This is a genomic window from Vibrio pomeroyi (assembly GCF_024347595.1).
Taxonomy (GTDB): Bacteria; Pseudomonadota; Gammaproteobacteria; order Enterobacterales; family Vibrionaceae; genus Vibrio; species Vibrio pomeroyi.
In genome coordinates, this window is record NZ_AP025507.1 from 1,517,133 (window position 1) to 1,524,809 (window position 7,677).

Here is a 7,677-nt window from a genome sequence, read left to right on the forward strand (position 1 = left end):
AAGCCCGATAACAACTTAGTTATCGGGCTTTATAAATCTGCGTTATAGAATCAGATACTAGTACTTAAGCAATACTTTAACTTCGCTGGTAAGCGCAGCTTCATCAACATAACCAATCGCGTTCGCGTTTGAAGCGACTTGATTGATCACAGCACTGTAGTCAGCGACTTGGATTGGCGCTTCTGCTTTGCCAGTGAACACCAGTCGAGCCCAACCCGATTGCAGTTGAGACTCAGAACGACCCGTTGCTACTTCATGGAAAGCAATTCGACCTGCAGCGCCATCAACAAGCTCTACAATTTGTGCTCTACTGCCATTACCCAATTGGTTTGAATTGCCCATGAATAATCTTTTCACATCAGCACTGGTTAACGCATCTACACCTGCGTTATTACCGATAACAACCATACCCGCAGCGGCATTAAATGAAATGAATGTTGCTGCTATAAACGTTACTAACTTTTTCATACTGATACCTTAGAATACGAAATCTAACTTAGCTGAATACAAGATTGAGTCATCTTCAAAGAAATTACCCGTTGCGATAAGTGGGTTACTAGTTGTTTCGATATTCTCTTGGAAGCCGCCGCTGGTACCTTTGTAGTCAACATAAGTTACATCGACTTTAAGTGACATATTCTTAGCAAAATCCCAACGAGAGCCGACCGCATAAGATAAACGCTCGTAGTTCATAGCTTCTCTAAGTGACGAAGATGGTAGGTTTACACGCTCTTCGTTATCAGTAGTTTCAACCCAGTTGATAGTGATATAAGGGGTAAACTCATTCACTCTGTAACCAACTAATGTTGAAATAGATTGGTAATCATAGAACTCACCATCTAACTGTACATCTGCGCCTTCGATGTTTGCGATTAGATCACCGTTGTCGTATTGCGCGCCAATCGAAATAAACTGGCCATCTTTGCTGTCTAACATCTGAGCCATCTTGCAGTAAGTATCAGACGAGCTATTAAAATCACAAGATGGGTTCGATTCAGCAACAAAGTAAGAACCACGGAACGTCATATCCCCTACGTTCCAGTTCGCACTTACACCCATCAGCTTATCAAGTTTAACTTCACCAACAATCGAGTCATCTTCGTCAATAGTGCCAATACCAACAACAGGTTGAATCAATAGGCTGGAGTTTTCAAACTCTACAGGAATCAACAGATCAGCACCGGTATAGCTTTTTAAAACAATATTTTCGTACAGCTCTTGCGAAGGGCGAATCATAGGGTATGCGTAACCAAGATCCGTGTAATCTGAGTAGAAAAACAGAGGCAGACGTAGCTTACCAGCGCGAGCTGTAAAACTGTCAAAGTCGTATGATGCATACGCCATCTCGATCTTCGGTTCATAATCATAGCGGCTGTTCGCAACGATCTGGGTAACGAACTTCGCTCTCTCATTCACTTTAAAATCAAACTGAAGCCCAGCAAGTGTCTCTTGTTCCCATTCAAGATTCTCACTGGTGTATCCTGCGTAATTAACATCATTGTTCGCTTTCCCAATACCTACGGAGCCAAAACCACTGATACTAATATCTTCCATACTTGCAGCATTAACACCACAAGCAACACTTACTAAAGCAGCAATTACTGTCTTTTTCATAACGAACTCCACAGTTATGTTTTCATTTTTATAATTAGTAGCCCCAAATTCGAGGCAAACTCCCGCTGTTTTTCTTGGTTGTAATCAAGAAAAACAACATTTAGAAAAACAGCAGGAAGAATTGAGGGAGATTAACGAATCTTAAAATGACCCGTTAATTCAGATAAATTTCGTGTGATTTTTTGAATATCTTGCGCGACTGAATCAACTTGTTGAACACTGTCAGTAGTACCTTCAGCCATATCACGAATATCAGTTACAAACGTTTCAATATGAGACGAGGTTTGCTCTTGCTCTTCAGTTGCCGATGCAATGCTGTCGTTACGTTGACTAATATCCAAAACATCTTTGGTGATCTGAATAAGAGACTTCTCCGCGACTAATGACTGTTCAACACAATTCTCAGCTTTGATTGCACTTTCAGAGATAATTTTTGACGCCATTTTTGCTTGCTCTTGCAATCGAGAAAGCACGGACTGAATCTCTTGTGTAGAGCTTTGCGTTCTTGATGCTAATGTACGAACTTCATCAGCTACAACAGCGAAGCCTCTTCCCTGCTCACCCGCTCTTGCAGCTTCAATAGCTGCATTTAATGCAAGTAAATTGGTTTGCTCAGCAATTGCGCTGATTGAGTCGAGTATCGATCCTGCGCTTTGAGTATTGGTATCCAATTGCCCAACCACTTTAGAAGCTTGACGCACATCGGTAGTCAGTTCTTGTACCGCTAGAATGGTACTTTTCACCTGTACTTCGCCCATAGACGCTTGTTCGCTTGCACTTGTAGCAGACAGCGATGCATCACTTGCATTGTTTGCAATATCTTTAGCCGCGCTAAATAGTTGCAGCAAAGATTGGGATACCTCCTCAATAGCCACATGTTGGTTCTTAGATAAAGTACGTGTATTTTGGCTTGAACTCACTAAAGAACGCGAAATAGAATCTAACTCCACTACGTTTTCAATGGTCTCTGTAACATTACGTTGCAGATGAGAAACGAACGCATTAAACGAGTCAACTAATGGTTTAAGTTCATCGTTTTTCTCATGTTTAAGCCGAATAGTTAAGTCACCTTCGCCTTCCGCTATATCTCTCATTTTATCGCTTATATTGGCTAAGTCTTTACGTATGGCATAGACAACAAACCAACCAAAGATACACAATGAAATCAACGCTAAAATGCCAAGCACTCTCATAATCTGGTTTGAACGAAGATTGTTTTCTTCAAGAGAAGTTACTGAGCTTTCGAAATCAGAAATTCGAGCGGCGGAAAAGTCGTTAATACCTTTGGTCAACACTTCCAGTATTTCACTGCTCTGTTTAGCCAGTTGCCCTGCTTCACTCAGTGAAATATCCGCTTCGATCATCCCTTCAGCTATTCGGTACGCAGAATCAAAATAAGCTTTCGTATTTTCTTGAAGTTCAGAAATTGAATGCTCTATAGATGGGTCTAACTCAGCCTGTAATTCGAAGTTAGCAAGAATCGCTTTATATGTTGTAACGTTCATTGCTAGCAGTTCTTCATCACCTAGCGTAACAGCTAGATTGAATCGCTCTGCAAGTTGATCGATTAAAACTTTATTCATTGATGAAGAGTCCATGATTGGATAAATAACTTCATCTATTCGATTCACTTGTTCATTGTTATTACTTAAGGCCCCCTCACCCACAAATAAAATACTACTGAAGCCAGAAAACGAAAAAAGGCACAAAGCCAAAACTTTATTTTTTATGGAAAGCGAAAACATCAAATATCCTTATAAACGGAATAATACACCGTGTTTTATTTCTAAGAATACTTGTAGGGATACACGTCAACAATTCACATAAAAGATGATCACCACAAATAATTTCGATTAAATACATAAGTACGGTAAATAATATGCATCAGGTAAAATAATTATCATTATGATTAGGTACCGATACATAAAGTAAAACAACGATAAAACAGAGGGCTATACGCGCTAAAAACTCAATCCAATTAAACTTTTATCCTGTAAATAATCGATATAACAACAAGGACTTAAAGTGATCTCATTAAAGAAGATGCCGTCTTGACAATGTGCAACCTGACACCTAAATTAAAAATAACATTTGGTATTGAGGAAAATGGATTTGACCTTACCACCAGACCTACGGGTTTTGATTGTCGACGACTCTAAAAGTGCAACGATACTTATCAAGCAACAATTGGCGAGCCTTGGCATTTCGCGCGACTGCATCTTCATTGCAACCGATTATCGACAAGCCATAAAAGCGGTCGAGACGCACTCTTTTCACGTTCTCCTCATTGATTATCACTTAGAGCAATCATTCACAGGGTTTGAGTTGTTGGGCATTCTTTACCGAAATCGACTTATTGATCATACGGTTGCGACGATTCTACTTTCCGGTGATATGCGTCAAGAAACAGTTCTAACCGCCCTATCCGGCGAAGCGCATCATTTCATTTCTAAACCGATTCACACTCAATCGTTGGGTAAGAAAATCCAAAACGCAGTGTTCGAATCTCAGCAAATTGATCAGCTAAACCGCCTCTATCCGATTAACACACCTGAAGTGCTCAAACAGGCGCTAGCAATTCCTAATAACCAAGTGAACGTACAATTCGAAGCGACACTGATCGAGCACTTGATTGCGGGTAAAAAATGGGACTTGCTGTCAAACGTTCTCACGACTTCGAAAACAAAAATGCACCCGACCAAGTTGGTTGCAGAGGCATTAATTTTAGACAGCTTAGGTAAACCGAACCTAGCGATAGAGAAACTGCACAATTATTTGATTGTGCAGCCGCTGTCACTAAACGTGATTGATTGCTTAAGCTGTATCTATGAAAAACATAAGATGTTGCTCCCTGCGCTTAAGCTAGCGATACGAGCATTTGAAATGACGCCGAGCATCAGCCATCGCGCAATCAGAGCGATCGATTTGGCCGAGAACGTCGACAATACGCACATGTTGATTAAGCTTGGGGAAATGTATGCAACCCACATTTCGTCTGCCGATATTGATGTGATTAATTCGATTGGCACGCACTACGACTCTTTAAAAGCAACCTACCAACGAGAAACTCAGACAAGTAACAAACGTATGTTGCTTGAGCACGCCAACCAATTCACTGAGTTGGTGAATTTAAAGCTCCCAGCAAAGCTACAACAACAAGTTTTAGCCAGCCTTGCCCTGTTCCAGAGCAGTATATTGTTAATCGAAAACAGCCCATTGGTTGCCCACCAAAAAGTGATACGAGCAACCAAACTGTTATCGAATCATTTTTTCAACCAACCGACTTCGCTGCTAGCTCAATTGTTGCCTTTGCTTAGCCACTTTGGCGAATATTCGTTGTACCACCTTGTAGCGGAATGCCTCAAATCTCGTGGGGAGCCAGTACAAGAACAACTGGCGTCAAACACAGCCGACCCGTCCACATGCATCAATATCGGAAATTCGGGGTCGATCCAAGAATTAAAAGATTACATTCACAATTACCCTTATTCAGTCGCCGCTAAACTTGACTATCTATATGCCGTCAATAACGCTCACATAGAGGTAAACCTTAGTGACGAATACGTAGAAGAACTGACACAGCTAGAACTTCCACCAAGATGGAACCAATGGATCAGTGATTCATCAAGGTATGGTTTTTCCACTAAGCCACCTAGCCCATTCTCAACAAGCAGCCGACAGGAGTCTATATGCTAGATTTTGATGCTTTAAATGCCTACTTAGATAATGACAGAGAAGTGATTTACGCTGTGCTGTCGACTTACCAAGAAGACCATGGCAATTCACTCGAAGAGATAGAAGAATTAGTACAACAACAAGATTGGGGCAAGCTTCATTTCACTGTGCATACCTTGAAAGGCATATTAGCCAGCTTTGGCGAAGAGACTGCTACAGTGGCCTTAGAAAGAGTCGAACAAAACACACTCAATAAGCTTGCGCCACAAGACGACGATCTCTCCGTTATCTACAGCGAGATGAAGATCATAAACCAGCAAATCGACGAAGTACTTGCCACTTACTAGTCTATGCATTGAGCTTTCAAGCACCGCTTTTTAAGCTTTGTGTAGCGGTCAATATCCACAGAACAGGTCTGAGAGCTGAGGGACTTTGGAAACATGGAACCTCGACTCTTGCCATTTTCGCCTCATTTCCCCTACCAATTATATAGCTGACTCACACCTATAAATTCACTCAATTTATCTACATGCGCCAATGCATAATACATGCTTTATAAACCATGCATCCTCATGTTTTAGTTGAAATAACGCCCCACTCAATAAGATGCAACGTAGTTAAATATTTGTAGGTATTTTTGTGACAAAAACATATGAAATTGCATTTTATTTATTGGTAAAGGAGAAAGTGTTATCTACACTCTAATGAAACCAAGCGTTAATCACTTGGTGGCATAATAATAAAATAAAACGTTCAGTCGGCTAGATAAGGACAAGGAAATGAACAATGACAGTTTTGCTGCGTTTCAGGGGCTCACGGATGACACACCCATTAAAGAATCATTTTCTGCCAACGCAGAACCTTATGCTCACTATCTAAAGGATATTGTGGGTATTGATCTGTTGTCGCGTGAAGATGAACTTTATTACGCGAAATTGAATCGTGCGGGAAATAAACAAGCACGCGACGTAATGATCGAATCGAACCTGCGCCTTGTGGTAAAAATCGCGAAAAGTTACCTAAAGCGTAAAGGCAACAACTTCACGCTGCTCGACCTTATCGAAGAAGGCAATATCGGTCTTATTAAGGCTATTGATAAATACGATCCAGAACCTGGCTATCGTTTTTCGACCTATGCCGTGTGGTGGATTCGCGAAAACATTGAAGCCGCTTTAATGAACAAAGGACGTACTGTCCGCTTACCTGCTCATGTCTGTAAAGAGATTAATAGCCTTGCCTCAAAGAAGCTCGATGTCAGCAAAAAGATGAGCAAAGAGATCTCAATCTCCGAGCTATCGAACAGCTCTGGCGTAAAAGCTGAACGTGTCGATCAACTGGTCGCATTAAGCGGGTTTATTGACGTAACAACAACCGTAAGTATCAGCCATGCTCCGCTCGTGTTAGAACAATGCGAAAGCGAATACATCCCCGACCCTCAACAAGACTGTGAAGATCAATCATTCACACACGCGCTTGAAGAGATCATCAACACATTGCCACCGAAATTGCAGAAGGTGCTCATTCATCGTTTCGGCTTCTTCGATAACAAAGTAAAAACGTTATCTGAGGTTGGACAAATGCTGGATGTGAATGTGTCTAATGAGCGTGTCAGGCAGATGCAGAAAGAAGCAGTCGAGAGAATTCAAAAGCGACTTAAATTCGATGGTTGGGTCTAAATAATTTAGCCACTGGGAAGATCAGCAAACGAGCAAACAAAACTGATCGGCTAGAACGCTGAATAGCTAGATTAGACATTTAAAGAATAATCATAAGGGTGAGCTTTCAAGCTTGCCCTTTTTGTTGGATAACAAACTTAGCGAGTTGCACCGGCGTATTTACTGTCTCAACGAAGTAGTACGTTCGCTGCGCAGAATGAGGTAATTGACGTAGGTCGTCTCAAGGCGGTCTTGTTCCCACACAGACAAAATGCGCTTGGTTGCGAAGTAATAATCTTTGTTCCTCAATAACATTCCGACCGTGCGGCTAAGTTTCTCAAACCGAACCTGATCGCTTGCAGAAATATAATCGTCTTCACTTTGAATAATCGGTGCTAAACCATCGGCAAACCAATTGTTCAGAATTTCTCGCATCTCCAATTCAGATTCAGGTACATCAACGCTAGACAACTCTCGATGTTGAGGTGGTGGCACGATGTATTTGGATGCTTGTGGCGAACTGACATATCGATACATGTCGTCCCTCCTTTTAACTGACTCTTCTAATAATTAAGGACATTTTTATTGGTTCACAAGTTTTAATGCTCAGTTTTTAACAGCAATTTGTCATAGCAAGTAACGAGCAAGACAGCACAAATAAAAAAGCCATGCAAAGCTCGCTCTGCATGGCTTTGATGAGGGCAACATTACGCTGCCCTATCTGTGTGTTGGC

7 protein-coding genes are annotated in these 7,677 nt (G+C 41.3%); 3 read left to right on the forward strand and 4 right to left on the reverse strand.

The features are described 5' to 3' along the window. Nucleotides 1-57 precede the first annotated feature (57 nt). The 3 genes from OCV12_RS22745 to OCV12_RS22755 form a co-directional block, all read right to left on the reverse strand. Nucleotides 58-468 (reverse strand): type 2 periplasmic-binding domain-containing protein, encoded by a 411-nt coding sequence (locus tag OCV12_RS22745; RefSeq protein ID WP_176679759.1) that lies wholly within the window; start codon nt 466-468, stop codon nt 58-60. A 9-nt stretch (nt 469-477) separates the two neighbouring features. Continuing rightward, nucleotides 478-1,614 (reverse strand): hypothetical protein, encoded by a 1,137-nt coding sequence (locus tag OCV12_RS22750; RefSeq protein WP_239846609.1) that lies wholly within the window; start codon nt 1,612-1,614, stop codon nt 478-480. A 131-nt stretch (nt 1,615-1,745) separates the two neighbouring features. Then, nucleotides 1,746-3,359: a methyl-accepting chemotaxis protein gene (locus tag OCV12_RS22755; protein ID WP_176679761.1), complete on the reverse strand. Its 1,614-nt coding sequence runs from the start codon at nt 3,357-3,359 to the stop codon at nt 1,746-1,748. Between the two features lie 361 nt (nt 3,360-3,720). Here OCV12_RS22755 and OCV12_RS22760 point away from each other — a divergent pair, with 361 nt between their 5' ends. The 3 genes from OCV12_RS22760 (at nt 3,721) to OCV12_RS22770 (ending at nt 6,965) form a co-directional block, all read left to right on the forward strand. Next, entirely contained in the window at nt 3,721-5,310 is a 1,590-nt protein-coding gene (locus OCV12_RS22760) for a response regulator (RefSeq protein WP_261886256.1), read from the forward strand. Beyond that, nucleotides 5,304-5,636, forward strand: a complete 333-nt coding sequence (locus tag OCV12_RS22765) for an Hpt domain-containing protein (RefSeq protein WP_132762834.1) — start codon at nt 5,304-5,306, stop codon at nt 5,634-5,636. Before OCV12_RS22760 ends, OCV12_RS22765 begins: the two co-directional genes overlap by 7 nt. A 432-nt stretch (nt 5,637-6,068) precedes the next feature. Then, nucleotides 6,069-6,965: a sigma-70 family RNA polymerase sigma factor gene (locus tag OCV12_RS22770; protein ID WP_261886257.1), complete on the forward strand. Its 897-nt coding sequence runs from the start codon at nt 6,069-6,071 to the stop codon at nt 6,963-6,965. A 159-nt stretch (nt 6,966-7,124) separates the two neighbouring features. Here OCV12_RS22770 and OCV12_RS22775 read toward each other — a convergent pair whose 3' ends face one another. Beyond that, the gene (locus tag OCV12_RS22775; RefSeq protein WP_261886258.1) at nt 7,125-7,481 is read right to left on the reverse strand and encodes a hypothetical protein; all 357 of its coding nucleotides are present in this window, start codon (nt 7,479-7,481) and stop codon (nt 7,125-7,127) included. Nucleotides 7,482-7,677: the final 196 nt, after the last annotated feature.

What these genes read in the sequence shown, in the direction of transcription:
- OCV12_RS22755 (WP_176679761.1), bottom strand. Translation starts at nt 3,359, where the DNA reads ATGTTTTCGCTTTCCATAAAAAATAAAGTTTTGGCTTTGTGCCTTTTT.
- OCV12_RS22760 (WP_261886256.1), top strand. Translation starts at nt 3,721, where the DNA reads ATGGATTTGACCTTACCACCAGACCTACGGGTTTTGATTGTCGACGAC.
- OCV12_RS22745 (WP_176679759.1), bottom strand. Translation starts at nt 468, where the DNA reads ATGAAAAAGTTAGTAACGTTTATAGCAGCAACATTCATTTCATTTAAT.
- OCV12_RS22750 (WP_239846609.1), bottom strand. Translation starts at nt 1,614, where the DNA reads ATGAAAAAGACAGTAATTGCTGCTTTAGTAAGTGTTGCTTGTGGTGTT.
- OCV12_RS22765 (WP_132762834.1), top strand. Translation starts at nt 5,304, where the DNA reads ATGCTAGATTTTGATGCTTTAAATGCCTACTTAGATAATGACAGAGAA.
- OCV12_RS22770 (WP_261886257.1), top strand. Translation starts at nt 6,069, where the DNA reads ATGAACAATGACAGTTTTGCTGCGTTTCAGGGGCTCACGGATGACACA.
- OCV12_RS22775 (WP_261886258.1), bottom strand. Translation starts at nt 7,481, where the DNA reads ATGTATCGATATGTCAGTTCGCCACAAGCATCCAAATACATCGTGCCA.